Consider the following 25,109-nt stretch of genomic DNA (forward strand, 5'->3'; position numbering starts at 1 on the left):
GACCCTTAGGCCTTCGCTGCCTTGGCGGTCTTGCGGGCGGCACGCTCGTCGGCACGCTGCTTCTCGGACGCGATCATCGCGATCGCCTCTTCGGCGCGGAGCACCTTGGTGCGCATGATCTGCTCGCTGAGCTTCAGCTGACGGTCGAGCTCCTGCGTGGCTGCGCTCGACGCGGTGAAGTTGACGACGGCGTAGATGCCTTCGGTCTTCTTCTGGATCTCGTAAGCAAGACGGCGCTTGCCCCAGATGTCGACGTTGTCGATCGAGCCACCATCATTCGTGATGACCTTCAGGAACTTGTCGAGGTTCGGGCCGACCTGGCGCTCGTCGATCTCCGGGTTCAGGATGACCATGAGTTCGTACTGGTGCGTCACTTACCCACCTCCTTCGGACTAGAACGGCTGTCGGGCATTTCCCGGCAGCAGGAGGGTGTGTGTGCACGTCATCCGGCTTCTGGCGCCCTGATCCCATCGGTGAGATGCGGGGCGCGTGCGGACAACCCTCCTATGGTACCGGATGGCCCGGCCCGCGCCGAATCACAGGTTCGGGGCATCCCTGACGGCGGATCCCGGTCCATGCGGAGCGTCACCGGTACCGTGGGCGTCATGGAGTGGACGGCGGACGTCGCGGCCGGCGCATGGATCAGAGATCGCATCGACGACCCCTGGCGGGGGACGATGCACGATGTGGTTCCCCGCGGGTTCCCCTTCTATACGCGCGTCTTCCACGGCACGACCCGATCGCGCCCGGTCGAGGGGGAATGGCCGCCACTCCCGCACGACAAGAATCGGCGTGCATGGGAGGACTTCGTCCGCCGTCAGGTCGAGATCGAGACCACGGCCGCGAGGTGGGCCGATGCAGCCCAGTCGTTCGGCACCGAGATGCACGGCGGGGCGCAGTGGGGCTCGCTCGTGCGCGCCCGCGGCAGGGACTGGGACCCGAATGCGTGGCAGCAGGCGCAGTCTGCCGACGGCTGGCAGTTCGACGCTCCTCAGGAAGGGCAGCTCGATGCCGCGGCGCTCAGCGCCGTGGCCGGCGTCGCGGCCGCTCACACGACGACTCCGGACGACGGCTTCGTCGCGCTCTGGGAGGGCTGGGGCGGCCTGGTGGGCGCGATGGGGTACGGCCCTTCGCGCGTACTCCTCACCGCTGTGAACGAGCCGGACGCCGCGGACGCGCAGGCCGGGCATCACCTCGAGTTCCTGGCCCGCTCGACCCGTGACGTCTTCAACGACGTCTTCCGCCGGCCGACATGGCAGCCCGGCATCCTGTCGGAAGAGATCTCGCGCGGCCCACGGCTGAGCCTGCCGAATCGCGACTTCGTCCTCTTCTGCACCGCGATGTCGGAGCTTGCCGATCCGGACTGGGTGCGCACCGTTCCGTGGCGTGATCGCGTCGGTGATGACCACGGATTCCCGCCGCGCGCGGAGTCGCCCAGCATCGTGTGGCCGGCCGACCGGGCGTGGGTCATGGTGAGCGAGGTGGACTGGGACTCCACGATCGTGGCCGGTTCCTCCGAGCTGCAGCACGCGCTGTGCACCGATCCGCGGCTCGAGGCGCTCGGGATCCGTGAGGGCGCATCGCTGCAGTGGGACGCCGACGAGGTGAACCGGTGAGCGGGATGCCGCCGCCCGCCGCCGCCGCGTACCCGTTCGACGCGCGACCCCTCGGCGAGCCGGTGGACCCGGCGGCGGCGCGCACGTTCGCGCAGGAACTCCGACGCACGGGCCGGATGCCGGCCGCGAACGTCGTCGGGATCATCGTCATCGCGGCGGTGGGCATCGTGTTCGTCTCGGTCTTCTTCACGATGGTCGGCACCATCGTCGCCGTGGCGGCGTCGGCCGCGGGCGACGGCGCCGGCGCCCTGTTCGCGTTCATCCCGGTCGTGATCGTCGGCGGTATCGTCGCCCTTCTCCTCTTCGCGACGCTCACGGCCCGGCGATCCGCGAACGTCCGCATGCTGCGTCTGGACCGCTTCGCGCGGGCCAACGGCATGAGCTACCTTCCGCGGCTCGCGAACCCCGCGCTGCCGGGGATGATCTTCTCGCTGGGCAGTTCACGCCAGGCGTCGGACCTCGTGCGGGGCGACCGCCCGCGCTTCGTGGAGTTCGCGAACTACCGCTACACCACCGGTTCGGGCAAGAACCGCAGCACGCACACGTGGGGGTACGTCGCCGTCAAGCTCGACGTGCCACTGCCCCACATCGTGCTGGATGCCACCGGCAACAACGGCCTGTTCGGCTCGAACCTGCCCGCGACCTTCGACAAGGACCAGCGCCTCAGCCTCGAAGGCGACTTCGACCGCTTCTTCTCCCTCTACTGCCCCGAGGGCTATGAGACGGACGCGCTGTACTTGTTCACGCCCGACATCATGGCGCGCTTCATCGACAACGCGGCGGCACTGGATGTCGAGATCGTCGACGACTGGTTGTTCCTGTACGCCAAGCGCGACTTCTCGACGCTCGATCCGGCGACCTGGGCGTGGCTCTTCTCGGTCGTGGGCGCGCTCCTCGACAAGTTCGCGCAGTGGGCGCGGTGGCGCGACGAACGGCTGCGAGCTGCCGCGGCGTTGACGATGCCGGATGCCTCGGCACCGACGGACGCGAGTGCTGATGCCGCGACGAGCCCGCCACACGGCGCCGACCCGGGGGGCGTGGGGACCGTTCCCTTCACGCCGCCGCTCGCGGCGCTTCGCCCACCGCCCGGCGTCGCGCCGCAGGGACGCCGCCTCCAGCGCAGCGTGCCCTGGATCTCATTCGTGGTGATGGGCGTCGTCGTCCTGTGGTGGATCCTCTCGCAGGCCGGGGTGTTCGGCATGTTCTTCAGCCGCTGACCCGGCAGAACTCAAGGAGCTCGAGTTCGTCGCGGGCGTAGGCTTGTCGCGTGCCATCACTGAGCTTCGCGACGCCCGCAGGGCGTAAGGGGGTCGTCGGCGCGCTCTGCGCCGAGCGGAGGTAGCCGCATGCGTCGTCATGAGCGACGCCGCCGAGCCCTCCGCGGACCGCCGGTTCGCGGCATCCGATCTCTCGTCCCACCGTGGCGAGCCCTTTGTGAAGCAAGGAATCATGCACGCATTCACCGAGAAGGACATCCGGTCGTCCTTCGTCAACGCCTCGCTGCGCGAGCGCAACTCCATCGTCCTGCCCGCCCTCGCCGAGGTGGGCTGGGAGAACCTCGACTACCTCGGCTGGCGCGACCCGAAGCAGCCGTTGGCGGGCTTCATCGTCATCCCCGTCGACGATGAGCCGGTCGGCATCCTGCTGCGCCAGACCGAGCAGCGCGTGCGCACACGTGCGCAGTGCTCGTGGTGCGAGGACGTCACGCTTCCGAACGACGTCGTGTTCTTCAGCGCCAGGCGCGGAGGACAGGCCGGTCGCAACGGCAACACCGTGGGGACGATGCTGTGCGAGCGGTTCGAGTGCTCGGCGAACGTGCGCCGGCCGATGCCGCCCGCCTACCTCGGGTTCGACGTCGAGGCGGCACGGCAGCGCCGGATCGAGGCGCTGCGTGCGCACGCCGACGGGTTCGCACGAGACATCCGCGACGGTAACTGACGGAATCGGTCGCCGGGCGCGGGCTCAGCGACCACGGGCGCAAGGGGCTTGTGCTGCACCCCAGCCTTGGAGAGCGTGGCTTCGAACAGAAGGAGCGCGCCATGAAGGCTGTGCAGTACCGGAAGATCGGGGCGGGACCCGAGGTCGTCGAGATCGACGCGCCCGAGCCTGGTCCGGGGCAGATTCGCCTGCGAGTGACGGCGGCAGGACTGTGTCACTCGGACTGGTTCCTGATGGACCTGCCCGAGGAGCAGTACACCTACGGACTGCCCCTCACACTCGGTCACGAAGGGGCAGGCGTCGTCGACAAGCTGGGAGAAGGTGTCGAGGGCGTCGCCCTGGGCCAGGCATACGCGATCTACGGACCGTGGGGCTGCGGCCAGTGTCACGCGTGCTCGGAGGGCCGTGAGAACTACTGTCCGTACGCCGCCGATCTCGGCATCGCGCCTCCGGGACTCGGCGCGCCGGGAGCGATGGCCGAGTACGTCGTCGTCGACGATCGACGGCATCTCGTGCCCCTCAGGGACCTCGATCCCGTCGAGACGGTCTCGTTGACGGATGCCGGACTCACGCCGTACCACGCGATCAAGGCCGTCGAGCACAAGCTCTACCCTGGTTCGACAGCCGTGGTGATCGGAGTGGGCGGACTCGGGCACGTCGGCATCCAGATCATCCGCGCGATCAGCGCCGCGAAGGTGATCGCGGTCGACGTCAGCGAAGAGAAGCTCGCACTCGCGTCCGAGGTCGGTGCACATCACACCGTCGTGTCGGACGCGGGGGCCGCCGATCGCATTCGCGAGCTCACCGACGGGCTCGGGGCTCAGACCGTGTTCGACTTCGCCGGAGTGCAGCCCACCGTCGACCTGTCCAAGGCCGTGGTGGCCGTCGACGGCTTCGTGCACATCGTGGGTATCGGGGGTGGCGTGATGTCGGCCGGGTTCTTCCAGACGCCCATGGGTGCCGCGGTGCGGGCACCGTACTGGGGCTCTCGCAGCGAGCTCAGGGAAGTCCTCGACCTCGCACGCGTCGGGGCGGTGAGCGTACACGTCGAGCGGTACAGCATCGACGACGCCGTCGAGGCATACGACAGGCTGCACCATGGCGATGTCCGGGGCAGGGCGGTCGTCGTGCCCTAAGCGCCCCCGTCGTGCGGCACCTTAGCGCCATGCCGAGACGGGTCCGAGCCGAGACGTCTGAGTCGCTCGCGCGTCGCTGCGACGCGCGAGCCTCAGGTGCGGACGACAGCCGCGGTGAGGTTCTCCTCAGCCCAGCGACCGAGGTCTCGAAGCACCGGCACCAGGCGCTCGCCCGCGGTCGTGAGGGCGTACGTGACGGCGACGGGCGGTCCGGGATCCACGTTCCGCGTCACGAGCTGGGCCGCAGCCAGCTCGGTGAGACGGTCGGACAGCACTGCATCACTGATGCCGGAGACCGTGCGGCGCAACGTCACGAACGACAGCAGGCCACCGCTGAGCGCGTCGATGATCATGCCGTTCCAGCGCTTGCCGAGGACCGAGAAGGCGAGCGCGACCGCTTCGTCGCATTCGGGTCCAGCCCGCTCTTCATCCGCCACCCCCTCATTGTAGTCGTGCTAGTCTCGCGCTAGTCGCTCTTCTTTTCTTAGCGACTACGAGAATATGACTGGAGATCAGATGACCCTCTTCCGCCTCGACGCGAGCATCCTTCCCGCGTCGTCCGCCAGCCGCGAACTCGGCGACCTCGTCGAGACCGAGTGGAAGGCGGCCCATCCCACGTCGACCGTCCTCCATCGCGACCTCGCGTCGGATCCGGTGCCCGCCACCGCGTGGCGCGACGCCGTGCAGGGCGGGTTCCTGGCCGAGGAGGAGCGCTCCGTGTCGCAACGCGACGCGATCGCCTTGTCTCGCACGTTCGCGGATGAGCTCACCGGCGCTGACGCGCTCCTCTTCACGGTGCCGCTGTACAACTACGGTGTCTCGCAGCACTTCAAGACATGGTTCGACCTGGCCTACACCGACCCGCGCATCGACCCTCAGGGCACCGCTCTGCAGGGCAAGCCGGCGACCCTCGTCACGGTGCTCGGTGGCAACTACGAAGAAGGATCGCCCAAGGAAGGCTGGGACCACTCCACCGGCTGGCTGCGCCGCGTGCTGGAGGACGTGTGGGGTCTCGACCTTCGTGTCGTCCATCGGGCCTTCACCCTCGTGGGCGTGAATCCCGCGCTCGATGCGTTCGCCGAGCCCGCGGCCGAACTCAAGCGTGCTGCGGAGTCCGCTGCGGTGCGGTCCGGACGGGAACTCGCCGAGTCCCGCGGCAGACGAGTCGCCTGACCCGGCCTTCGGCGCCGGGCGCGGGTCAGCCGCGCCCGGCCCACCATTCCCGCAGGCGCTGCTCGGCGGCATCCGCCCCGATGACGCCCTCATCCAGGCGCAGGTCGAGCAGGAACCGATACGCCTCACCGACCGCGCGACCGGGGCCGATGCCCAGCACCTCCTGGATGCGGTTGCCGTCGAGCTCGGGACGCATCGCGTTGAGCTCCTCCTGCGCGGCGAGCTCGGCGATCCGGCGCTCGATGTCGTCGTATGCGCGGGCCAGCCGCCCCGCCTTCTTGGCGTTGCGGGTCGTGACGTCGGCGCGGGTGAGGATGTGCAGGCGCTCGAGCTCGGGTCCGGCATCGCGCACGTAACGGCGGACGGCCGAGTCGGTCCACGTCCCCTCGGAGTACCCGAAGAAGCGCAGGTGCAGCTCGATCAGGCGTGTCACGGAGCCGATCGTGTCGGAGTCGAAGCGCAGCGCCTGCAGCCGCTTGCGCGCCATCCGCGCGCCCTTGATGTCGTGGTGGTAGAAGGTCACGCCGCCGCCGGGCTCGAGACGCCGTGTCGCGGGCTTCCCGATGTCGTGCAGCAACGCCGCGAGCCTCAGCGCGACGTCGGGAGCGGCCCGCGGATTCCGCTCTTTCTCGAGGTCGATGGCCTGGCGCACCACGGTGAGGGAGTGCTCGTACACGTCCTTGTGGTGGTGGTGCTCGTCGATCTCGAGCTGCAGCGCGGGGACCTCGGGAAGGAACTCGCGCATCAAGCCGGTCTCGACGAGCAGACGGATGCCTCGCACCGGGTCGTCGGTCGCGAGGAGCTTGACCAGCTCGGCCTGGATCCGCTCGGGGCTCACGATCTCGAGCGTGGCGCGCAGTTCGGCCATCGCCTCGACGGTCGCAGGCTCGACGTCGAAGCCGAGCTGTGACGCGAACCGCGCCGCACGCAGCATGCGCAGAGGGTCGTCGCCGAAGCTCACCGCCGGATCGGCGGGCGTGCGCAGCGTCGTGCGGACGAGGTCCTCCACGCCGCTCGTGGGGTCGACGAGGGTGCGCGCGGGCACGCGCAGGGCCATCGCATTGACCGTGAAGTCGCGGCGCACCAGGTCGCCCTCGATGGTGTCGCCGAACTCGACGGTGGGCTTGCGCGTCACGCCGTCGTAGCTGTCGGCCCGGTAGGTGGTGATCTCGACCTGCTCGCCGCGAATGCGGGCGCCGATCGTGCCGAAGGCCCGGCCGATGTCCCAGTGCGCGCTCGAGATGGGCTTGACGATCCGCAGGATGTCGTCGGGGCGTGCGTCGGTCGTGAAGTCGAGGTCGTTCGTGGTGCGCCCCAGCAGGGCGTCGCGCACCGGTCCGCCGACGATCGCGAGGTCGAAGCCGGCGTCGGCGAACGCGCGAGCGAGTGTGTCGACGACGGGTGATTCGGCGAGCGCGCCGAGGCGCGCGACGCCCTCGGCCATGTTGAGCATGGACTCCAGCCTACCGAGCGGTCGCCTCTGGCCCGAGGTCAGGCGAAGCGGAGGAACCCGGTGAACAGCAGCTCCCGCACGCGGGGGATCAGGTCGGCTCGCAGCGCCGCGGCGTCTACCTCGAGCAGCTGCGCGATGGCGTCGATGAGCGCGCCGGCAGGCAGGTCTCCGTCGCATGCTCCGACCAGGGCCGCCAGTCCCGGGTCGACGGCCAGCGCCCGGCCGAACCCGCCGCCCTGCCGCAACTCGATCACGGTGGGGTCTTCGGCGCCGGGCAGGTGGTGGCGGTTCTCGGTGACGTCGGGCGCGACGACGAGGACGGATGCCGCGACCCGGTCGTCGTCCAGAGCGCCGAGGCGGTCGTGGGCGGCGAGCGCGTCGGCCAGATGCGCGCCGAGGCCGTCGCCGCCGGACGTCGATCCCGACAGCCGTTCGTACCGAGCGAGGGTCGGCACGCGCGAGACCGGACGGCGCAGCAGCACGTAGCCGAACCCGACCTCGGTGACACCGCGCGATCCGAAGTCGTCGAGCCACACGTCGACGAGCCGGGCGAATCCGGGCGTTCCCGCCTGCGTGCCGCCGTCGCGCACCCACAGCTCGGCGTACGACAGCGGGTCCAGGCTCTCGCGCTCGACGACCCAGGCGTCCAGCGGCACCGGCGAGGCGGCGACCCATTCGCGCACTCGATCCAGCCCCGCGACACCGTCACGCGTCTCCCAGTTGCCGAGCAGCTGCGCGACCCCGCCCGGCGCGAGGTGGGCCCCGACCTCCGTCACGAAGGCCGCGACGACGCCGTCGCCGACCATTCCTCCGTCGCGGTACTCATACGCCGGCACATCTGCGACCCGCGGCGTGATCACGAACGGAGGGTTCGACACGATGCGGTCGAACTGCTCGCCGGCGACAGGCTCGAAGAGGCTGCCCAGGCGCACGTCGATGCCGTCGACGTCGTTCAGCAGCGCGTTCAGCCTCGTGAAGGCGAGCGCGCGGGCCGAGATGTCGGTGGCGATGACGTGGTCGGCGTACGCCCGTGCCCGCAGGGCCTGGATGCCGCACCCCGCGCCGACGTCCAGCACACGCGTGGCCGGCGTGGGCAGGTGCAGACCCGCAAGCGTGAGCGACGCACCGCCGACACCGAGCACGTGGTCCTCGGTGAGCGGGCCGCCGAGAGCAGCTTCGTCGAGGTCGCTCGCGATCCACCACTGGCCGGAGCCGTGGGTTGGGCCCACGCGCCCGGAGGCTCCGGATGACGCGCCAGCGGCATCTGGAGGGGGCGTGGGGACGGTGAAGGACTGCGGCCGCACCACCGTAAGCGGACGCACGATGCCGCCGGCGACGTCGACGAGCCCGAGACCCGCCAGGCCGGCGGCGCGGGTGCGTGTGAGAGCGCGGTCGGCGGATGACTCCGCCTGCGGCATCCCGAGCACGAGAAGCCTGCACAGCACAGCCAGCGGGTCGTCGCGAGAACCCAGGGCGCGATCGGCCGGTGAGCGCAATCCGCGCGCGATCGCGTCATCGGCGGCATCGCCCCACGCGGCGCGCACGGCCTCGGCCGAGAATCCGGCGTCTCGGAGGTCGGCGGCGAGCGCACGGCACAGGGCCGGATCCGGTTCGGGGAGCACGGAACCATTCAACCGCGCCGGTGATGTTCGGGGGGCTCGGAGCGTCGGACCGTAGAATCGCACTCGATCGTGCGGTCAGGCCATCGCACAGGAGCGAACCCCCGACAGGATGATCGTGACCACACCGGGAACCCCCGCCCGGCGCCGTGCCCGGCTCCGGGCGCCGCGCCTCATCGCGGGCATCGCCGCGAGTGCGGTCGCCCTGGTGGCACTGCTTGCTCCCCTCACGATCCCGGCGGCGGTCGCGTCGCCCTCGCCGGATCCGACGCCGACCCCCACCGCGACGCCGCCCGTGACCCCGGGCACGACGGTGTTCACGCTCTCGCCGGTCGCCAACGGCATCGTGCGGCCCGGTGAGTCGCTCACGGCCTCGATCACGCTGCAGAACGGGACGGATGCCGGGCTCCCGGGCGCTGAGGTGACCCTGTCGCTGGGTCCGGCCCCGCTGCCCGACCGTCAGGCGCTGACCGCGTGGCTCGATGGCGAGACCGACGGCGTCGCCGTCGACCCGGTCGCGACCGCCGCGCTGGAGCCGGTGGCCCCGAGCTCGGAGGAGGTCACGAGCGTGGGACTCGCGGCCGACGCTCCGGCGCTCGCGGGCCGCGCTCCCGGCGTGTACCCGCTCGCCGCGTCATACGCGACGGAGTCCGGCGTCGTCACCGCGACGAGCGCGATGATCGTGCCCGCCGACGATGGCCGCGAGGTCGGTCTCGGCGTCGTCGTGCCGATCACCGCCGGCACGCTCACCGAGGGACTTCTGACCGCCGACGAACTCGAGGTGCTGACCGGCCCGGGCGGCGGCCTCATCGGCCAGCTCGACGGCGTCGACGGCACGGCAGCCATCCTCGCCGTCGACCCGGCGATCCCCGCCTCGATCCGCGTGCTCGGGTCGTCGGCGCCGGCGACGGCCGTCGATTGGCTCGATCGGCTCGAGGCGCTTCCCAACTCGCGCTTCGCGCTGCAGTTCGGCGACGCCGACGTCACGCCCCAGCTGCAAGCCGGCCTGACCCGGCCGCTGTCGCCGTCGTCGTTGACCGCCTACATCGACCCCGCGAACTTCGCGGCCCCCGACCCGTCACCGAGCCCGACACCGTCCCCGACCGTGACGCCCACCCCCGACACCGGGACGGAGCAGCCGAGCCTCCCCGATCTGCTGCAGCTGCTCTCGATCGGCGATGCGACCCGCGAAGGCGTGTATTGGCCGGCCGACGGGACCGCGACGCGCGACGTCGTCGCCACGCTCGGCAGCCTCACCTCCGACGACGGAGCCGGGCTGACCGTCATCCCTTCGAGCTCGACCACCGCGGGCGCCGACGGACGCACGGTTCCCGCGTACGGCCGGGCGGGAGAGTCCCCCGTACTCTTGTTCGACGCCGACATCTCGCAGCAGCTGCAGGAGGCATCGGTCCGCGAGAAATCCTGGCTGCGCGGCGCCTCCCTCACCGCCGCGACCGCCTTCCTCGCGTTCGCGACGGCCGAGACCGATGGCCCGCTGCTGGTCTCGCTGGGGCGCAGCGCAGACCGCGACCGCATAGGCCTGAGCACTGCGATCGACACCGCGTCCACAGCGCCGGGTGTCGTGCCGAGATCGCTGACCGCGGTTATGGCCGCCGAACCCGGCGACGTCGAGCTGCGCGACATCGAGCCGCAGGAAGAGCGTGCTGCGGCAGCATCCGCTCTCCTCACGCGGGAGAGCGAGCTCTCGCGGTTCGCAACGATCCTCGACGACCCGTCGATGCTCACCGGGCCCGAGCGCGCCGAGATCCTGCAGCTGCTCGGCGTCGCGTGGGTCGCCGACCCCGCGTGGCCGACCGCCCTGGCCGAGCACCATGCCGCCACGACCGAGACTCTCGGCTCGGTCGCCCTGCTGCCCGCCAGCGCGGGCGATCTATACGGCGCGAGTGCGTCGCTGCGGTTCTGGGTGCGGAACGATCTGGATTACCCGGTCAACCTCGTGCTGTACACGACGCCCGGCAACCTGCGGCTCGACGTGCAGAGCGAAACCCCCGTCGTTGCGACCCCGCAGAGCAACACGCGTGTCGAAGTGCCCGTTCAGGCACGCGTCGGGAGCGGTGAGGTGACGCTCGCGCTGCAGCTGCGCAGCCCCGCGTTCGTCGCGATCGGGCCGCCGCAGACCGTCGAGGTGAACGTGTGGGCCGAGTGGGAGGCGGCGGGCATCGCGGTGCTCGCGGTGATCGTGGGCGGGCTGCTGGTCATCGGCGTGGTGCGCACGGTGCTGCGGGTGCGCCGTCGACGGCGGCGTGGCGATGAGGAGCCGGAACGGTGAGCGGCATCGGGCGGGCAAGCGTCCTGATCGGCGCCGGCACGGTCGTCTCGCGGCTGACGGGCTTCCTCCGGACCGTCGTGCTGGTGTCGGCGGTCGGGGCGTTCGCCGGCGCGGGCAACGCCTTCGCCGTCGCGAACCAGCTGCCCAACAACATCTACGCGATCATCTCCACGGGCCTGCTCAGCGCCGTCGTGGTGCCGCAGATCGTCAAGGCGGCCGCCCACGACGACGGCGGCCGCGCGTTCGTCTCGAAGCTCTTCACCCTCGGCACGGTGGTGCTGCTGGTGACGACGGTGCTCGCGACGCTCGCGGCCCCGTGGCTGGTGGCACTGTACGCGCCCGAGTATCCGCCCGAACTCCAGGCGCTGGCGACGGCCTTCGCCTACTGGTGCCTGCCGCAGATCCTCTTCTACGGCCTGTTCGCCCTCGTCGGCGAGTCGCTCAACGCGCGGCGCGTGTACGGGCCGTACACGTGGGCGCCGATCGTCAACAACCTCGTCTCGATCGCCGGCTTCCTGGTCTTCATCTGGCTCTTCGGCTCCGGCACGGCCGACACCGCCTGGACGTCCGAGATGATCGCGGTGCTCGCCGGCACGGCGACGCTCGGGATCGTCGTGCAGGCCGGCATCCTGTTCGCCTTCTGGCGCCGGACAGGGCTGCACGTGCGCCCGGACTTCCGGTGGCGGGGTGTCGGCCTCGGCCAGATCGGGCGGCTCGCCGGCTGGACGTTCCTCATGGTCGTCGCCGGGCAGCTCGCCGGACTCGTGCAGTCGCAGGCGCTCTCGCACATCGCCGAGGGCGACCCCGGCTTCTTCGCCTCGCAGAACGCGTGGCTGCTGTTCATGCTCCCGTACTCGATCATCGTGCTGTCGATCGGCACGCCTTACTTCACGCAACTCAGCGAGCACGCCGCAGCGGGGCGGCACGACGAGGTCCGTGGCGACATCGGGCGCAGCATCCGCACCCTCGGGATCTTCGTCGTGGCCGCCACCGCCGCCCTCGCCGTCGCGGCCGTGCCGGCATCGCGCATCTTCACCAACAGTTCATCCGAGGCGGTGGCGGCATCGGGAGTGCTGCTCTGCTACCTCATCAGCCTGATCCCCCTCGCGGTGCTGTTCGTCGTGCAGCGCACGTTCTACGTCTACGACGACACCCGCACGCCGTTCTTCTTCACACTGCTGCAGTGCGTGCTGGTGGTGGCGACGGCGTGGGGAGCGGAATGGGCGCTGGATGCCGGCCTCCTTCCCCCAGGGCAGCTGGCCGCCGCCGTCGCCCTCGGTCAGTCATTCGCCACGGTCGTCCAGGTGATCGTCGCGACGTGGCTGCTGCGCCGACTTCGCGGCGACATCGGAGTCGGATCATGGATGCTGGCGCTCGGCCGGTTCGCGATCGCCGGCGTGCCCGCGGCAGGCGCCGGATGGCTCACGTTCGTGCTGCTGGGCGGCAGCGACGGCTGGACCACGTCGGGGCCTCTTCTCGGCGCGGTCGGAGCCGCCATCATCGGACTCGTGGCGCTCGTCGTGTACGTCGCCTTCCTCGCGCTGCTGCGCGCTCCCGAGCTCACCACGGCGACGCAGCTGGTGCGGCGGATGCTGCCGGGCGGGCGGGCGTAGCCGAGGCATCCGTTTCTCACCTCGTGGAAGCGCCGCGGGCCGATGGAATGGCCCGCGGTTACGATGTGTTGAAGCACACGAACCATGCGAAAGGGGCGCTCGTGCGTCAGGTCATCATCATCGGGTCGGGGCCGGCGGGCTACACCGCCGCCATCTATGCGGCACGCGCGAATCTGAATCCCCTCGTGGTCGCCAGCTCGGTCGAAGCCGGCGGTGAGCTCATGAACACGACCGACGTGGAGAACTTCCCGGGCTTCCCGGAGGGTATCCAGGGGCCGGATCTCATGGCCAAGATGCAGCAGCAGGCGGAGCGCTTCGGCGCCGAGGTGCTCTACGACGACGTCGTCGATCTGGACGTCGCCGGACCGGTCAAGAAGATCACGCTCGGCAGCGGCGGCAGCCACGAAGCCGACTCGATCGTCTTCGCCACCGGCTCGGCGCCGCGCAAGATCGGCATCGACGGCGAGGCGCGCCTTTCGGGCCGCGGAGTGTCGTACTGCGCCACGTGCGACGGGTTCTTCTTCCGCGAGAAGGTCATCGCCGTCGTCGGCGGCGGCGACTCCGCGATGGAAGAGGCGACCTTCCTCACCAAGTTCGCCTCGAAGGTGTACATCATCCACCGTCGTGACGAGCTGCGCGCGTCGAAGATCATGCAGGATCGTGCGTTCAAGAACGACAAGATCGAGTTCGTCTGGAACAGCGCGGTCGTCGACATCATCGGCGACGACGCCGTCACCGGCGTCGTGCTCGAGTCCACCGTCGACGGCACCCGTTCGGAACTGGCGCTGGACGGCGTCTTCGTCGCGATCGGCAACGACCCGCGCACGCACCTCGTCCACGGCAAGCTCGACCTGACGCCCGAGGGAACGGTCTGGGTCGACGGCCGCTCCTCACGCACCTCGCTGCCCGGCGTCTTCGCCGCGGGCGATGTGATCGACCCGACCTACCGTCAGGCCGTGACCGCCGCCGGCAGCGGTACCGTGGCGGCCCTCGACGTCGAGCACTACCTCGCCGCGCTCGGCGAGGCGGGCGCGCCCGCCCCCGACGTCGCCGAGATCGACGGGCTGCCGGGCGCTGACCAGGGGCGCGCCGACACGGACCAAGCCGACGCCGCGTAGCACGTCCGGAACAATGCGGGCAGCCGCAACGTTGCGCCAAGAAGCAGGCTTCCCACCGAAGGAGACGAATACATGACCGCTAAGGCGACGACTTCCGCCACATTCGAGCAGGACGTGATCCAGGCCGACGGACCCGTGCTGGTGGACTTCTGGGCCGAGTGGTGCGGACCGTGTCGCATGGTCTCGCCGATCCTCGACCAGATCCAGGCCGAGCACCCCGATAAGATCACCGTGCTCAAGCTGAACGTCGACGAGAACCCCGACCTCGCCATGAAGTACCAGATCACGTCGATTCCGGCGATGAAGGTCTTCAACAAGGGCCAGGTCGAGACGACCATCATCGGCGCCAAGCCGAAGTTCGCCCTCGAGCAGGATCTCGCGTCCTACATCGCGTAAGACGACCGCTTCGCCCCGGCGTCGGGTGCCTTCTCAGCGAGAAAGCCCGATGGCCGGGGCTTTCGCGTTTCATGCCGGTTGCGGCATCCAGTTACGCATCCGCGCGCACGTTCGCATCCCAGCGGCGGTGCGTGTTGGCGTCGCCCAGAAGCCGCCACACGGCGCGCGTGAGCGGCGGATAGTCGAGCGCGATCTGCCGCAACACCCGGTAGTGACGAGACGCGTTCGGGCGAGCACCGCCGTTCTCGGCGATGTTCTCGGCGCGCAACATGAACACCACGAGTTCGTCGACACTCGGCAGGTCTTCCATGAAGTCCCACGGGTCTTCGCCGGCACGCAGGCGCTCGGTCACGAGCACCGACAGTTCATCGGCCGCTTCGGCGCGAAGAAGTTCGAGACTGGCGCGGGGGCGCCTGGTCTGCTCGTCGTTCGCCACCAATCCAGGGTAAGGCCCGCGGGCGCGGGTGCGGGTCACCGCGCGCCTTACGCTGAGATCATGAGCGACGAACCCTCGCGCCGCGCCGTCGAGGCGGTGTGGCGCGACGAGTCCGCCCGGATCGTCGCCGCCCTCACCCGTCACACCGGCGACTTCGCGTGGGCCGAGGATCTCGCCCAGGAGGCGCTTCTGGAGGCCCTCTCCGCGTGGCCGCGCACGGGCATCCCCGACAACGCCGGCGCGTGGCTCATGACCGTGGCCAAGCGGCGCGCCATCGACGGGTGGCGCCGCCGGGAGCGGCTCGCGCAGCGCGAGCCGCTCCTCGTCAGCGAGCTGCGCGAGGCCGAGGGGACGGATCCGGTTCCTTCGCTCGCCGATCCCGACCGCATCGACGACGACGTGCTGCGTCTGGTCTTCGTCGCCTGCCATCCCGTCCTGGCGCCGGAAGCGCGACTGGCCCTCACGCTTCGCACCGTCGCGGGCATGACCACCCAGCAGGTCGCCCGCGTCCTGCTCATGACCGTGACGACCGTCCAGCAGCGGATCGTCCGCGCCAAGCGCACGCTCGGCGCTGCCGGCGTGCCGTTCGAAGTCCCCGACCGCAGCGAACGACCGGAACGACTGTCGAGCGTGCTGCAAGTGATCTATCTGCTCTTCACCGAGGGGTATTCGGCGGCCGCCGGCGATCACCCGATCCGCCCGGAGGTCGCCCGCGAGGCTATCCGGCTCGCCCGGCTGCTCGACGCTCTCATGCCCGGCGAACCCGAAGTGGGCTCGCTCATCGCCCTCATGGAGTTCCAGTCCTCGCGGTTCACTACACGTCACAGCTCGGAAGGGCTGCCGCTGACCCTGGAAGAGCAGGACCGCGTTCGCTGGGACCGGGCAGCGATCGAACGCGGCAGTGACGCGCTGCGGCGGGCCGCCGGCGCAGGGTCCGGGCTGGGCTACTACGGCCTGCAGGCGGCGATCGCCGAGTGCCACGCGGTCGCACCCACCTACGCCGACACCGACTGGCCGAGGATCCTCGCCCTGTACGACGCGCTCGAGGCCCTGGCGCCGTCAGCGGTCGTGCGACTGAACCGCGCCGTCGCCGTCTCGATGGTCGCAGGGCCCGCGGAGGCGCTGCCGGTGGTGGACGGACTCGCGCCCGACCTCGCCGGCTTCCGTCCGTGGCACGCCGTCCGCGCCGAACTGCTGGAACGCCTCGGGAGAGCGGATGCCGCAGCGACGGCGTACCTCGAAGCGGCCGACCTGCCCGGAAACGACGCCGAGGCCGCGTTGCTGCGCCGACGAGCGGCCACGCTTCGCGCGTAGCGCCGGGTCCCGTTCTCCGAACGGGAAGTTCCGGCTCCGCGCTCAGTCCGAGCCGAAGCCGGTCTCGCCGATCTCCTCGAGGATGCGGTTGAGGTCCTGGATCGTCGCGAAATCGATGTTGATCTGGCCTTTACGTGCCGTGAGCGAGATGCGGACACGGGTGTTGAGGCGATCACCGAGCTTCTCGGCCACCTCGTCGAGGTGGGCTCGACGCGAACCGGCCTGGGGTCTGGTCGCACGGGTGCCGCCGGCATCCGGAATCTTCGCCGCTGCCTCGGCCGCACGCACCGAGAGGTCCTCGTTCACGATCTTGTCGGCCAGACGCTGCATCGCAGTTGCATCCTCGAGCGAGAGGATCGCACGCGCGTGCCCGGCGCTGAGCACACCCGCCGCCACGCGCTGCTGCACCGGCACCGGCAGCTTGAGCAGGCGGATCGTGTTGCTGATCTGAGGACGCGAACGGCCGATCCGTGTCGCGAGCTCCTCCTGCGTGATGCCGAAGTCCTCGAGCAGCTGCTGGTACGCCGAGGCCTCTTCGAGCGGGTTCAGCTCCGACCGGTGGAGGTTCTCGAGCAGAGCGTCGCGGAGGAGGTGCTCATCGGCCGTGTCACGCACGATCGCCGGGATCGACGTCAGCCCCGCCTCACGGGCGGCGCGGGTGCGGCGCTCGCCCATGATGAGCTCGTATTTGCCGTCTTCGTTGGTACGAACGACGACGGGCTGCAGAACGCCGAACTCGCGGACGCTGTGCACCAGCTCGGCGAAGTGCTGCTGGTCGAAGTGCGTCCTCGGCTGGCGCGGGTTGGGCACGATCTCGTGCGGATCGATGTTGGCCAGGTGCGCGCCGGGCACGGCGACGAGATTCTCCTGGGAGTCGGCGGGCACAGCCTCGGCGGGAGGGGCCTCATCCACCGCGACAGCGCGCGGGAAGAAGACGTCGGAGGGCCGGTCGTCGACCTGCTCGTTGGTCGGAATCAGTGCGCCGATTCCACGGCCCAGTCCGGTGCGCTTCGCTGCCATCAGATGCCCCTTTCGTTCGAGGCGCTGTCGCGCCGGATCATCTCAACAGCCGCTTCGCGGTATGCGATGGCTCCGGCCGACTGTCCATCGTAGGCCAGAACCGACTGGCCGAAACTCGGCGCCTCGGAGACGCGAACCGAGCGGGGGATGATCGTCTCGAGCACCTCCTTGGGGAAGTGCTCGCGGACCTCGTCGGCGACCTGCTGTGCCAGGCGGGTACGCCCGTCGTACATCGTCAGCATGATCGTCGAGAGCTCCAGCCGCGGGTTCAGGTGCTTCTGGATCATCCGCACCGTGCCGAGCAGCTGGCTCAGGCCCTCGAGTGCGTAGTACTCGCACTGAATCGGGATCAAGAGCTCGGTCGCCGCTGTGAAGGCGTTGATCGTCAGCAGCCCGAGCGATGGCGGGCAATCGATCAGGATGAAGTCAAGCTGCCCTTCGTGGTTCGCAAGATACTCGTCGACCGCGACTCTCAGCCGGTGTTCGCGTGCCACCTGCGACACCAGTTCGATCTCGGCGCCGGCGAGGTGGATGGTGCTCGGTGCGCACAGCAGGTTGGGGGATTCCGGGCTGACCTGGATGATGTCAGCCAGCGGGAACTCGTCGATGAGCACGTCGTACACGCTCGGGATGTCGGACGTGTGCGGAACGCCGAGCGCCGTCGAGGCGTTGCCCTGAGGATCCAGGTCGATCACGAGCACGCGAGCGCCACGCTCGGCCAGTGCGGCAGCGAGGTTGACGGTGGTCGTGGTCTTGCCGACGCCACCTTTCTGGTTCGAGACCGTCAGCACCCGGGTGCGGCCCGTCAGCTGTACCTCGGCCGCGTCGAGAGCCTTGCGGCGCGCGGTCAGGTCCGCGAGTTCCCGGGCGATCGGGGAGTCGTCCTCGGTCTCCGCCGAGGTGGCGCCGTCGTGCTGCGCGATGGGGGATTCCTCTTCTTGGGTGGCAGGTTCGTCACGGACGCCGTCGGATGTGTCGTCCAGGGCCGGCTCAGGGTCGGCGTCGGGTTCGGTCGCAGGCTCGGAGTCAGGGTCGGGTGCCGGTTCGGGGTCGGGTGCCGTCGCATGCTCGGAGTCGGTGTCGGGTGCCGGCTCGGTGTCGGCGTCGGGTACTTCGGTGGTCGCATGCACGTCCGCCGGCGGCTCCGTGCCGCCCCCCGTTGATGCGATCACGACCTCTTCTGGTTCTGCCTGCGCGATGACGTCGGGGGCGGTGGCTTCCGGTGCGCCGTCTTCAGCGTCCGGGCTCCGCAGACTGTCCCGATCGTCGCCTGAAGGGCTCTCGTCTGTGAGTGTCTGCTCGTCAGCGAACTCGCTCCGGGAGACTTCGGACGAGTCGTCCGCGGGTGCTTCGGGAGTCTCCGGCGCCGGTGAGATCGGCTGCTCTTCGGACGAGAGGGATGCCTGAGCCTCGGTCTCGTCGGGTTGTTTCACGTGAAACTCTCCCCTTTGTGCGAGCCGCTCAACATTGCCTTCCACCCTATCTCGCCTTCCCCCCATCCCCAGCCGTCGGAGCCAGTTGCTCATGCGTTCCTTACTGTTCGGGCGGGACCTCCGCCACCTCCAGTCAACAGTGCCCCACCTCTCCGACGGCGCCAACCCGCCGCCCTCCTGCGAACCGCCGCCGAGCCGCCCACACCCGTGGGTCGAGGAGCGAGGAGCGAGGAGCGAGGAGCGAGCGAGTCGAGACCCAGGACCCCGATGGCCGAGGAGTCCTCGCCAGTCGCGTAGCAGGGAAGGAGCGGGTCGAGACTCCGTACCGGTTCAGTCCGCGGCCTCCGGTTCGTCGAGCGACGCTGCATCCCCACGCGCTGCCGACCTCGCAACCCCAGTGCGTCAGCGCCGACTCAGCGCTCTGACACCGAGCGACGAGCGCATGGCGACCCGCTCCTCGCACCAGGCCATCCCCGGAGGCTCAGAAGATCCACGCTGGCAAGCTCTGGGAGACGTATACAGCCGCGACGATGTTGGACGTGGCAGCCCCACTTCCGTGCGTCAGTGCAGAGGTATGTGCAGATCGCGCCCCGGCCATGGACACCCTCGTTCACGCTCGCAGCGGAAGCCGCGGCTCCTCTGCGGCACGGACCGTTCCACGTGAAACATCGAATCACACGCGTGCTCTCAGACGCTCAAGAACGGCACCGAGCATTCGCTCCCCGCTAGACGCTTGCGCAAGCCTCCGGTGATATCAGCTCCGTGGTGGGGACCATCGAGCGGCGACCACGCCCACCATCGGCGGAGATCTAGAGCCCTCAGCGCACCGCGGCCTCACAAACGAGACGGCCGGACTGCTTCTCCCTTGAGCGATGGCAGCTGCGGCAAGCTCCCCTGATGAGGGCGAAGTGCTTGGCGTCCCCAAAGTACTGCACTTGCTTCTGGTCGAGAGCCGCGTCGTCGATGCTCACTCACGTCGCGACACGACAATGATGCGCCGGCGGGATCGTGAGTACTTGGCGCCCTCACCGTCGTTGTGTTGTGCGAGAACGTGGGCGCGATCTCGAGCTCCCCACCAGTTCGTCGTCCGACCCCGGTGCCCCACCGACTGGCTCCATCGGTGTGGCGGCGGCTCCTGTACAGCTGTGATCGGGGAAGGGAGGAGCTCGCACGCCTCGGAAACGACACAAGTCGACGGCCCGCACACCACCTTTGGGCGAGCGATAGGGCGTGCGTCACCTCGCACGAGGGATCGCGATCCGCTCTGCTCGTCATACTCGGTCGAGCGGCTGGACGGTCAGGTAGAAGCCCATCGGAGGCTCACCTCGGTCGTTCCTCGCTCTCGATGGACAGCGTCGCAGAGGCCCCGATCCCGTCGCAGTCGGGCGGATGAGTCGCTCAGCGCGTCATGACTGCCGCGCGGATCCGAAAGGGGGTCTCGTGCCCCGAGCGGTTCACCCTCAGACGCTTGCGGTTGTCACGGGAGGGCCGAATCGCCCGAGGCGAGCTGGCGTCGCGATATCAGAAGATGCCTAGGACGCGCGGGCCCACTCGCCACGGATCGGGTCCTCCAGGAGTGACTCGATCAGCGTCTCGATGCGCTCTCGCTCCGGGGTCCCATGGGCGCGGCGTGGAGCGCGCTGACGAGACCGGCGTCCGTCAATCAGCTTCGCCGTTTCACGTGAAACATTCGGGCGGGAGTGTCGAAGCCAAGGACAGAAGGGGCGACGCTCGTGAGTCCACGTAAGCGTTCCAAGGCGTCTGAGCGACGGTGGACCAGAGCGGAGCCGCGGATTAATGCTTCACCCCCGAGGACCGATGGATGTTTCACGTGAAACGCGGACGAACCGCGGGGGTACCGAGCGGGCTGCCGACTGCGACCTGGGAGCCTGCGCCTAGCGCGACGGCTCATTCATCTCGGATCAGTCGGTGGTCGCAGCGTGCTGCGGCGTTCGCCCATGCTCGGCGGGTGGCACACCCAACACGCCAAGGCGCCCGGTGGGCGAGCTCGTGCGACGCGAGCAACCCTTACGAACTGAACCCAACCAGGGCCGCCCGGGCTGCCGACGCATATCGATGCCTCCCCAAGCCCGCTACGCGGTCTGCCGGTTCACGGCGGCCTCCCTGTGGTTCGAGGATTGCTCCCCCGTCACCCCGTTCGGCCGAGTGTCTTCGAGGAACCGACGCGTGGCCGGTGGGGCGTGTTGATCGGGTATGAATCGACTGATGTGCGCGGACTGGAGCGTCATCAATCCCGACGTCAGGGGCGCCGCGTAGAGTCGGCCCGGTGACAGCGAACAGGACTCCAGAATCCCGTGTGGTGATGATGTGCGGGCCAGGTGGTGCTGGCAAGGTGGTGGCGGAAGTGGCGGCAAACCTGAAGGCGCGCTTGCTGCGCCAGGTCGCAGCGGGGAAGGATGTCGTGCTCGATTTCGGGTTCTGGTTTCGACGACAACGCGACGAGTACCGCGCACTGCTCGCACCGCACGGAATCGTACCGGACACCGTTTACATCGCGACGAGTCTCGAAACGATCCTGAGCCGGATCTGTGATCGACACGGCAGACGGGCGGACGACTGGCCGCTCACCGAGCAGACGGCGACCGAGTACTTCCAGCGATTCGAGGCGCCGACGCCTGAGGAAGGACCGCTCCAAGTGGTCCGCTAGGCCGCCGCGGGAGTCAAGTCGGTCCTGATCCGGATCAGCGAGGTCGCGAGGGCGATCGCAGCACTGCTGGCGCGGGCGGCCTTGTCTGAGCGATGGTCATCATCGTGGCGTCAATGATGTTCCGGGTGCTGATCACCCAGCCCAACGGGCGACCCCGTCCGTCGAAACCGAGGGGAATCCTGCACGTCAGCCTATCGCGGGGGCGGCCAGTTCCGTGATCACGCGGCTCTTCCCGCGGATATTCGTACTTCGACGAAGCCCCCTATGTCGCGACAGAGTACGGCGCCACGCTGACGCGCGAGGCATCGTCGAATCGATCGACACCGCCCAGTCGAGGTTCCCAGCCGTGTCGGACTGCTTCTGCGCCTCGGCCGGACCGCTCCACGATGATCCGTCCACGGCCGCGAACGCCACGCTGGCGTCCCCGCCTCAACGGCTCCAGAAGACGCCACACCTCGTCCCAGATCACTCGACGTCTCACACCATCGAGATTCACCGATCACCAACCGGAGCCTCTTGATGAGCACTTACCGGACTCTGAGCGGGGAGCCGTACGTTCCTCCTTGTGCCGACTCTCGAAGTGACCGGCCGGGGACGTGTCGGAACAGTGGACCATCAAACCTTCGCCGTTCGATGTTTCACGTGAACAAAACGTGGGCGCGAGACCCGCTCGCAGGCATCTCGCGCGGAGCGTTTCACGTGAAACAGTGCGCCCGGGGGCGGGCGGCGCTCAGGGGAGCGCAGACTGCCATACAGCCGTCGGCGAAGAGTGCGCACCGAGCCGCTGCCGCGCACTCGCTGCCCACCGCGGGTCGTGGACGCCCTAGCGGGTCGACGGTCAGCGGACGGTCGCGCGAATCACCCGAGACGGCTCGGTGAGAAGATCCGCCCCGACGACCTCGACACGAGCGTTCGTGACCTTGAACTTGCGCAGCTGCTTCTGCGCGGCCTCGATCTCGTTCGCCGCGGTGGCGCCCTTGAGGAGGATCAGCTCGCCGCCGTCGCGCACCAGGGGAGCGGTGATGGGCACCAGTGTCCGTAGCGCGCTCACGGCGCGGGCCGTCACCGCATCGAGCACCGGGCCGCGCTTCCAGTCCTCAGCGCGTGCGCGGAGCACCTCGACGTTCGAGAGCCCGAGTGAATCGACCTGCTCCGAAAGCCACGCGACACGGCGCTCCATCGGCTCGATGAGCACCCAATCCACATCTGGGCGCGCGATCGCCAGCACCAGGCCGGGCAGGCCGGCACCCGAACCGACATCGCCGACACGGCCCGAGAACAGCGGCGCGATGACAGCGCTGTTCAGAATGTGCCGTGACCATAAGCGGGGTGGTTCGAGGGGACCGATGAGCCCACGTTCCTCGCCGTGCTTCCCGAGCGCGTCGGCGAACCGTCGCGCCACGTCGATGCGGTCGCCGAATATCGCTGCAGTTGCTGCGGGTTCCTGCTCGATCTCAATCATGGATGTTTCACGTGAAACGTGATCAAGCCCGGCGAATCACCGTATGCCGGTCAGCACCATCGCCATAAGACTCCGAGACGAAGCCGCGCTCGGCGACGATGTCATGCACGAGCTTGCGCTCGTAGCTCGACATCGCGGGCAGCGAGGCTTGGGATGCCCCGTCCTCGAGCCGATCGATGGCCCGGCCAACGAGCTGCTCGAGCTGACGCTGACGCGTGTCGCGCGAGCCACCGACGTCGAGGATGAGGCGCGAGAACCGGCCGGTGCGGTTCTGCACTGCGATCCGCGTCAGCTCCTGCAGCGCCTGCACGGTGTCGGGGTCTGCAATCAGCGATACCGACCCACCCTCGGGGGCCTGCACCGAGACGTAGGCACGACCGGCACGCACATCGAGGTCGAGGTCGCCGTCGATGTCGGCGATGTCGAGCAGTCCCTCGATGAAGTCGGCCGCGACGTCGCCCTCTTCCTCGAGCTGCTCGGCGGTGGCGGGTGCGCGATCGACAGACGTGTCGATCGAGGAGTAGTCGGGCGACGTGCTCATGGAGTCATCCTCGAAGGTGAGTTGGTAGAGAAGAGGAGGGGATTCAGGATGCCGAGCCAGGGGCGCCGGTGGATCCAGGGCTCGCATCCTTAGAGCTCTGACCGCCCGGCTTCGGCGCCTGCTTCTGGGCCTGCTTCTTCGCGCGCTGCTTGCCGACGGGCTGCTGCCGCTTGGGAGACGCTGCGCGGGCGCGCTCGGCCTCTTCGAAGAGACGCTGCTGCTCGGCCTGGTACTTCTCCATCGGCACGACCTTGCCCTGCGCATCGATCGCCTTGCCCTTGCGGGCCAGTCGCTCCTCGCGGGCCTTCGCCGCATCCGAGCCGGGGGTCGGCATCTCACGGATCACGAGGAACTGCTGGCCCATCGTCCACAGGTTCGACACGAACCAGTAGATGACGACACCGAGCGGGAAGAAGACACCCGAGAAGACGAACGCGAAAGGCAGGACGTACAGCATGATCTTCTGCATCTGGTACGCCTGGCCGGTCTTGGCCTCGGGGGAGAGGTTCTTCGAGATGATCTGCAGCTGCGTGAAGAACTGCGAGGCGATCATCAGCACGACCAGCGTCAGCAGGATGACGATCGCGGCGGTGTTGCTCGTCTCGAATGCCTGGATGAGCGTCTCGTGCAGCGACGCGACGCCGAACAGCTTCGCGTTGTAGAACTCCTGCGTCAGCTCCGCGTTGAGGAGTCCGACTCCGCCGATCCCTGCCACCGCGTGCCGCGTCACGTCGTTCAGCACGCTGAACAGTGCGAAGAAGACCGGCATCTGAACGAGGAGGGGAAGGCAGCTCGAAACGGGCGTCGTGCCGTGCTTCTTGTACAGCGCCATCGTCTCGCGGCTCATGGCCTCGCGAGAGAGCTGATCCTTCTTGCCGCGGTACTTCTCCTGAACTTTCCGCAGTTCAGGAGCGATTTCCATCATCTTCCGCTGGCTCTTGATCTGCCGTACGAAGAGCGGGATCATCGCCGATCGCACGACGATCACAAGGCCGACGATCGCGAGCACCCACGTGATGCCGTCGGCAGGCGGAAGGCCGATCGTGGTGAACAGCCAGTGCCAGAAGACGAGCACGGCCTCGACGAGCCACTTCAGCGGCCAGAGGATCGTTCCGATGAGGTCGAATCCACCCGCCGGCGGCGGCGTCGGGGAGGGCGTGGAAGCCAGCAAGAGATCCATGCGGCGGATCAGTCCTTTCCGGTGGGGGCGGGCACGACGAAACCGTGGGGGGTCAGCGCGTGCCGGAAGTTCTTATGAGGGGCGACGTCGTCCACGCCACCGGCGGCCCATGGGTGGCAGCGAGCGATCCGCCGAGCCGTCAGCGCCGAACCGACGATCGCGCCGTGCTGCTGCACCGCACCGACGGCGTAGGCCGAACACGACGGGTAGTACTTGCAGACGTCCCCGTAGGCATGAGAGATGGTCGCACGGTAGCCGTGGAGAAGAGCGAGAGCGGCGTTGCGGGGGAGCAGCGGGATGCTGCGCAGCAGATCGGATGCCTCGAACCGGGCGTCGCCGAGGGCGTAGGCCGGGAGGACGCTCATGCCGCTCTCCGTGCGAGGCATCGCGAAACCTCATCGCGCAGGTCGGCGAACGACGCCGTCGCCGCACTCGGCAGTGCACGGATCACGACGTCGCTGCCCTCAGCGACGGACGGCAGGGACTCGGCGCACACGGCCTTGAGTCGCCGCCGGACGGTGTTGCGCACCACAGCGCCTCCGACCTGACGACTCACGATGAAACCGAACCGCGCCGGACCTTCGGTCTCGACGCGGTTCACGTAGGTGATGGTGTGCGCTCCGGCACAGCGACGACCCCGACGGACGACGGCCTTGTATTCCGTCCCGCGGGTGAGTCGGTTCGGCCTCGCGAGCACCGCTCG

23 protein-coding genes are annotated in these 25,109 nt (G+C 69.0%); 11 read left to right on the forward strand and 12 right to left on the reverse strand.

The genetic code is table 11. The features are described 5' to 3' along the window. Positions 1 to 5 precede the first annotated feature (5 nt). Complete coding sequence (gene rpsF / locus ACLKM7_RS06325) at positions 6 to 374, reverse strand: 30S ribosomal protein S6 (RefSeq protein WP_019181651.1); 369 nt, start codon at positions 372 to 374, stop codon at positions 6 to 8. A gap of 201 nt (positions 375 to 575) precedes the next feature. Between rpsF and ACLKM7_RS06330 the strand changes: the two genes are divergently transcribed. The 4 genes from ACLKM7_RS06330 to ACLKM7_RS06345 all read left to right on the forward strand — a co-directional run bounded on the left by ACLKM7_RS06330 (position 576) and on the right by ACLKM7_RS06345 (position 4,690). Then, entirely contained in the window at positions 576 to 1,616 is a 1,041-nt protein-coding gene (locus ACLKM7_RS06330; protein ID WP_436446308.1) for a hypothetical protein, read from the forward strand. Positions 1,617 to 1,621: 5 nt separating this feature from the next. Continuing rightward, complete coding sequence (locus ACLKM7_RS06335) at positions 1,622 to 2,833, forward strand: hypothetical protein (protein WP_436446469.1); 1,212 nt, start codon at positions 1,622 to 1,624, stop codon at positions 2,831 to 2,833. Positions 2,834 to 3,065: 232 nt separating this feature from the next. Further along, on the forward strand, positions 3,066 to 3,554 hold the full coding sequence (locus ACLKM7_RS06340) for an FBP domain-containing protein (protein WP_436446309.1): 489 nt from the start codon (positions 3,066 to 3,068) through the stop codon (positions 3,552 to 3,554). 101 nt (positions 3,555 to 3,655) lie between these two features. Continuing rightward, positions 3,656 to 4,690: an NAD(P)-dependent alcohol dehydrogenase gene (locus ACLKM7_RS06345; protein ID WP_436446310.1), complete on the forward strand. Its 1,035-nt coding sequence runs from the start codon at positions 3,656 to 3,658 to the stop codon at positions 4,688 to 4,690. Between the two features lie 92 nt (positions 4,691 to 4,782). Here the strand turns inward: ACLKM7_RS06345 and ACLKM7_RS06350 are convergent, their stop codons facing one another. Beyond that, positions 4,783 to 5,127 (reverse strand): winged helix-turn-helix transcriptional regulator, encoded by a 345-nt coding sequence (locus tag ACLKM7_RS06350; protein WP_168913304.1) that lies wholly within the window; start codon positions 5,125 to 5,127, stop codon positions 4,783 to 4,785. 79 nt (positions 5,128 to 5,206) lie between these two features. Between ACLKM7_RS06350 and ACLKM7_RS06355 the strand changes: the two genes are divergently transcribed. Continuing rightward, positions 5,207 to 5,863: an FMN-dependent NADH-azoreductase gene (locus ACLKM7_RS06355; protein WP_436446470.1), complete on the forward strand. Its 657-nt coding sequence runs from the start codon at positions 5,207 to 5,209 to the stop codon at positions 5,861 to 5,863. A 25-nt stretch (positions 5,864 to 5,888) separates the two neighbouring features. On the opposite strand, the gene ACLKM7_RS06360 is transcribed toward ACLKM7_RS06355, so the two are convergent. Together ACLKM7_RS06360 and ACLKM7_RS06365 are read right to left on the reverse strand one after the other, a co-directional pair. Beyond that, a complete protein-coding gene (locus ACLKM7_RS06360) occupies positions 5,889 to 7,316 on the reverse strand; it encodes a CCA tRNA nucleotidyltransferase (protein ID WP_436446311.1) in 1,428 nt (475 codons plus the stop codon). A gap of 38 nt (positions 7,317 to 7,354) precedes the next feature. Then, on the reverse strand, positions 7,355 to 8,938 hold the full coding sequence (locus tag ACLKM7_RS06365; protein ID WP_436446312.1) for a DUF7059 domain-containing protein: 1,584 nt from the start codon (positions 8,936 to 8,938) through the stop codon (positions 7,355 to 7,357). A 115-nt stretch (positions 8,939 to 9,053) separates the two neighbouring features. On the opposite strand from ACLKM7_RS06365, the gene ACLKM7_RS06370 reads away from it, so the two are divergent. The 4 genes from ACLKM7_RS06370 (at position 9,054) to trxA (ending at position 14,352) form a co-directional block, all read left to right on the forward strand. Next, positions 9,054 to 11,225: a DUF6049 family protein gene (locus tag ACLKM7_RS06370; RefSeq protein ID WP_436446313.1), complete on the forward strand. Its 2,172-nt coding sequence runs from the start codon at positions 9,054 to 9,056 to the stop codon at positions 11,223 to 11,225. Further along, the gene (murJ, locus tag ACLKM7_RS06375) at positions 11,222 to 12,838 is read left to right on the forward strand and encodes a murein biosynthesis integral membrane protein MurJ (RefSeq protein WP_436446314.1); all 1,617 of its coding nucleotides are present in this window, start codon (positions 11,222 to 11,224) and stop codon (positions 12,836 to 12,838) included. Before ACLKM7_RS06370 ends, murJ begins: the two co-directional genes overlap by 4 nt. Before the next feature lie 101 nt (positions 12,839 to 12,939). Then, complete coding sequence (gene trxB, locus ACLKM7_RS06380) at positions 12,940 to 13,956, forward strand: thioredoxin-disulfide reductase (protein ID WP_436446315.1); 1,017 nt, start codon at positions 12,940 to 12,942, stop codon at positions 13,954 to 13,956. Between the two features lie 72 nt (positions 13,957 to 14,028). Next, entirely contained in the window at positions 14,029 to 14,352 is a 324-nt protein-coding gene (gene trxA, locus ACLKM7_RS06385) for a thioredoxin (protein ID WP_168913310.1), read from the forward strand. Positions 14,353 to 14,443: 91 nt separating this feature from the next. Here trxA and ACLKM7_RS06390 read toward each other — a convergent pair whose 3' ends face one another. Further along, a complete protein-coding gene (locus ACLKM7_RS06390) occupies positions 14,444 to 14,788 on the reverse strand; it encodes a tryptophan synthase subunit alpha (RefSeq protein WP_436446316.1) in 345 nt (114 codons plus the stop codon). Between the two features lie 60 nt (positions 14,789 to 14,848). Between ACLKM7_RS06390 and ACLKM7_RS06395 the strand changes: the two genes are divergently transcribed. After that, on the forward strand, positions 14,849 to 16,102 hold the full coding sequence (locus ACLKM7_RS06395) for an RNA polymerase sigma factor (protein ID WP_436446317.1): 1,254 nt from the start codon (positions 14,849 to 14,851) through the stop codon (positions 16,100 to 16,102). A gap of 42 nt (positions 16,103 to 16,144) precedes the next feature. On the opposite strand, the gene ACLKM7_RS06400 is transcribed toward ACLKM7_RS06395, so the two are convergent. Beyond that, positions 16,145 to 17,122 (reverse strand): ParB/RepB/Spo0J family partition protein, encoded by a 978-nt coding sequence (locus ACLKM7_RS06400; protein WP_436446318.1) that lies wholly within the window; start codon positions 17,120 to 17,122, stop codon positions 16,145 to 16,147. Then, positions 17,122 to 18,045, reverse strand: coding sequence for a ParA family protein (locus ACLKM7_RS06405; protein WP_436446471.1), 924 nt, complete (start codon positions 18,043 to 18,045; stop codon positions 17,122 to 17,124). Before ACLKM7_RS06405 ends, ACLKM7_RS06400 begins: the two co-directional genes overlap by 1 nt. Positions 18,046 to 20,842: 2,797 nt before the next feature. Here ACLKM7_RS06405 and ACLKM7_RS06410 point away from each other — a divergent pair. After that, positions 20,843 to 21,223 (forward strand): AAA family ATPase, encoded by a 381-nt coding sequence (locus ACLKM7_RS06410; protein ID WP_436446319.1) that lies wholly within the window; start codon positions 20,843 to 20,845, stop codon positions 21,221 to 21,223. 838 nt (positions 21,224 to 22,061) lie between these two features. Here ACLKM7_RS06410 and rsmG read toward each other — a convergent pair. From rsmG to rnpA, 5 genes are read right to left on the reverse strand one after another with little or no spacing between them, the layout of a single operon-like run. Further along, the gene (gene rsmG, locus ACLKM7_RS06415) at positions 22,062 to 22,685 is read right to left on the reverse strand and encodes a 16S rRNA (guanine(527)-N(7))-methyltransferase RsmG (RefSeq protein ID WP_436446320.1); all 624 of its coding nucleotides are present in this window, start codon (positions 22,683 to 22,685) and stop codon (positions 22,062 to 22,064) included. A gap of 22 nt (positions 22,686 to 22,707) precedes the next feature. Next, a complete protein-coding gene (locus ACLKM7_RS06420; protein WP_436446321.1) occupies positions 22,708 to 23,226 on the reverse strand; it encodes a protein jag in 519 nt (172 codons plus the stop codon). A gap of 43 nt (positions 23,227 to 23,269) precedes the next feature. Beyond that, complete coding sequence (yidC, locus tag ACLKM7_RS06425) at positions 23,270 to 24,406, reverse strand: membrane protein insertase YidC (protein WP_436446322.1); 1,137 nt, start codon at positions 24,404 to 24,406, stop codon at positions 23,270 to 23,272. Between the two features lie 8 nt (positions 24,407 to 24,414). Then, on the reverse strand, positions 24,415 to 24,771 hold the full coding sequence (gene yidD, locus ACLKM7_RS06430; RefSeq protein ID WP_436446323.1) for a membrane protein insertion efficiency factor YidD: 357 nt from the start codon (positions 24,769 to 24,771) through the stop codon (positions 24,415 to 24,417). Continuing rightward, entirely contained in the window at positions 24,768 to 25,103 is a 336-nt protein-coding gene (gene rnpA / locus ACLKM7_RS06435; protein ID WP_436446324.1) for a ribonuclease P protein component, read from the reverse strand. The genes yidD and rnpA overlap by 4 nt, the downstream gene beginning before the upstream one ends. Positions 25,104 to 25,109: the final 6 nt, after the last annotated feature.

The organism is Microbacterium sp. I2 (assembly GCF_051364985.1).
Classification (GTDB): domain Bacteria; phylum Actinomycetota; class Actinomycetes; order Actinomycetales; family Microbacteriaceae; genus Microbacterium.

Excerpts from the sequence above, each read along its gene's own strand:
- ACLKM7_RS06330 (WP_436446308.1), top strand. The coding sequence starts at position 576 with ATGCGGAGCGTCACCGGTACCGTGGGCGTCATGGAGTGGACGGCGGAC.
- ACLKM7_RS06335 (WP_436446469.1), top strand. The coding sequence starts at position 1,622 with ATGCCGCCGCCCGCCGCCGCCGCGTACCCGTTCGACGCGCGACCCCTC.
- ACLKM7_RS06340 (WP_436446309.1), top strand. The coding sequence starts at position 3,066 with ATGCACGCATTCACCGAGAAGGACATCCGGTCGTCCTTCGTCAACGCC.
- ACLKM7_RS06345 (WP_436446310.1), top strand. The coding sequence starts at position 3,656 with ATGAAGGCTGTGCAGTACCGGAAGATCGGGGCGGGACCCGAGGTCGTC.
- ACLKM7_RS06355 (WP_436446470.1), top strand. The coding sequence starts at position 5,207 with ATGACCCTCTTCCGCCTCGACGCGAGCATCCTTCCCGCGTCGTCCGCC.
- ACLKM7_RS06360 (WP_436446311.1), bottom strand. The coding sequence starts at position 7,316 with ATGCTCAACATGGCCGAGGGCGTCGCGCGCCTCGGCGCGCTCGCCGAA.
- trxA (WP_168913310.1), top strand. The coding sequence starts at position 14,029 with ATGACCGCTAAGGCGACGACTTCCGCCACATTCGAGCAGGACGTGATC.
- ACLKM7_RS06395 (WP_436446317.1), top strand. The coding sequence starts at position 14,849 with ATGAGCGACGAACCCTCGCGCCGCGCCGTCGAGGCGGTGTGGCGCGAC.
- ACLKM7_RS06400 (WP_436446318.1), bottom strand. The coding sequence starts at position 17,122 with ATGGCAGCGAAGCGCACCGGACTGGGCCGTGGAATCGGCGCACTGATT.
- rsmG (WP_436446320.1), bottom strand. The coding sequence starts at position 22,685 with ATGATTGAGATCGAGCAGGAACCCGCAGCAACTGCAGCGATATTCGGC.
- ACLKM7_RS06420 (WP_436446321.1), bottom strand. The coding sequence starts at position 23,226 with ATGAGCACGTCGCCCGACTACTCCTCGATCGACACGTCTGTCGATCGC.
- yidC (WP_436446322.1), bottom strand. The coding sequence starts at position 24,406 with ATGGATCTCTTGCTGGCTTCCACGCCCTCCCCGACGCCGCCGCCGGCG.
- yidD (WP_436446323.1), bottom strand. The coding sequence starts at position 24,771 with ATGAGCGTCCTCCCGGCCTACGCCCTCGGCGACGCCCGGTTCGAGGCA.